1 protein-coding gene is annotated in these 1,373 nt (G+C 64.5%); it reads left to right on the top strand.

Features of this window, described 5'->3' with window-relative positions; translation table 11 throughout:
- Nucleotides 1–76 precede the first annotated feature (76 nt).
- Entirely contained in the window at nucleotides 77–1,363 is a 1,287-nt protein-coding gene (locus JM949_RS35960) for an IS256 family transposase (protein WP_203152474.1), read from the top strand.
- The last annotated feature ends 10 nt before the right edge of the window (nucleotides 1,364–1,373 follow it).

Raw genomic sequence — 1,373 nt, 5'->3', positions numbered from 1 at the left:
GCGACCGGGTCTGTGGATCTAACGGTGTTTCCGGCCTGACCTGCCGGGCGTTGTGCCTGGTGAGGAGGGTGCCGTGATGACCGCGACACTGAACGATCAGACCGGATGCAAGAAGCGGCCCGAACTGTCGGCGGAGGCGAAAGCCGCCGCGGAGCTGGTGCGGGCCGCGAAGGAACAGGGCCTGTCGTTGACGGGCCCGGACGGGCTGCTGAAGCAGTTGACCAAGACGGTCTTGGAGACCGCGTTGAACGAGGAGATGACTGAGCACCTCGGCTATGCCAAACACGAACCCGACGGCGCCGGCTCGGGCAACGTCCGCAACGGCAGCCGGTCGAAGACGGTGTTGACCGACGCGTCGGGGCTTGTGCAGATCGACGTGCCTCGGGATCGGGCGGGCACGTTTGCCCCGCAGATCGTGCGCAAGCGGCAACGCCGGTTGTCAGGTGTCGACGAGGTGGTGTTGTCGCTGTATGCCAAAGGGCTGACCACGGGCGAGATTTCGGCCCACTTCGCCGAGATCTATGGGGCGTCGGTCAGTAAGGAGACGATCTCGCGGATCACCGACAGGGGCATCGAGGAGATGACTGACTGGTCGCACCGGCCCCTGGATGAGATTTACGCGGCGGTGTTCATCGACGCGATCGTGGTCAAGGTCCGCGACGGGCAGGTCGCAAACCGGCCGTTCTACGCCGCGATCGGAGTCACCCTCGACGGGGACAAGGACATCCTCGGGCTGTGGGCCGGCACCGGTGGTGAGGGCGCGAAGTTTTGGATGAGCGTGCTGACCGACTTGCGTAACCGGGGTGTGAAGGACGTGTTCTTCCTCGTCTGCGACGGCCTCAAGGGCCTGCCAGAGGTGGTCACGAACGTGTGGCCGCAGACGGTGGTGCAGACCTGCATCATCCATCTGATCCGCAACACGTTCCGGCTCACCTCCCGCAAGTACTGGGACGAGTTGAAGCACGACATCAAGCCGATCTACACCGCCGTCAACGCGGCGGCGGCCCGGGCTGCGTTCGAGGACCTGGCCGAGAAGTGGGGCGGGCGGTATCCGGCGGTGATCCGCTTGTGGGACAACGCCTGGGCGGAGTTCATCCCGTTCCTCGACTACGACCTGGAGATCCGCAAGGTCATCTGCTCGACCAACGCGATCGAGTCGCTCAACGCCCGCTACCGACGGGCCGTGAAGGCTCGCGGCCACTTCCCGAACGAACTGGCCGCGTTGAAGTGTCTGTATCTGGTGACCCGATCCCTGGACCCCACCGGAGCAGGCAGAACCCGATGGACGATGCGCTGGAAACCCGCGTTGAACGCCTTCGCCATCACCTTCAGCGACCGCTTCCCAGCCGCTGAAACCTACTAACCAAGATCGC

The sequence above is a fragment of the Micromonospora tarensis genome (genome assembly GCF_016803395.1).
Taxonomy (GTDB): Bacteria; Actinomycetota; Actinomycetes; order Mycobacteriales; family Micromonosporaceae; genus Micromonospora; species Micromonospora tarensis.
This window is presented reverse-complemented; position numbering and strand designations above follow the sequence as displayed.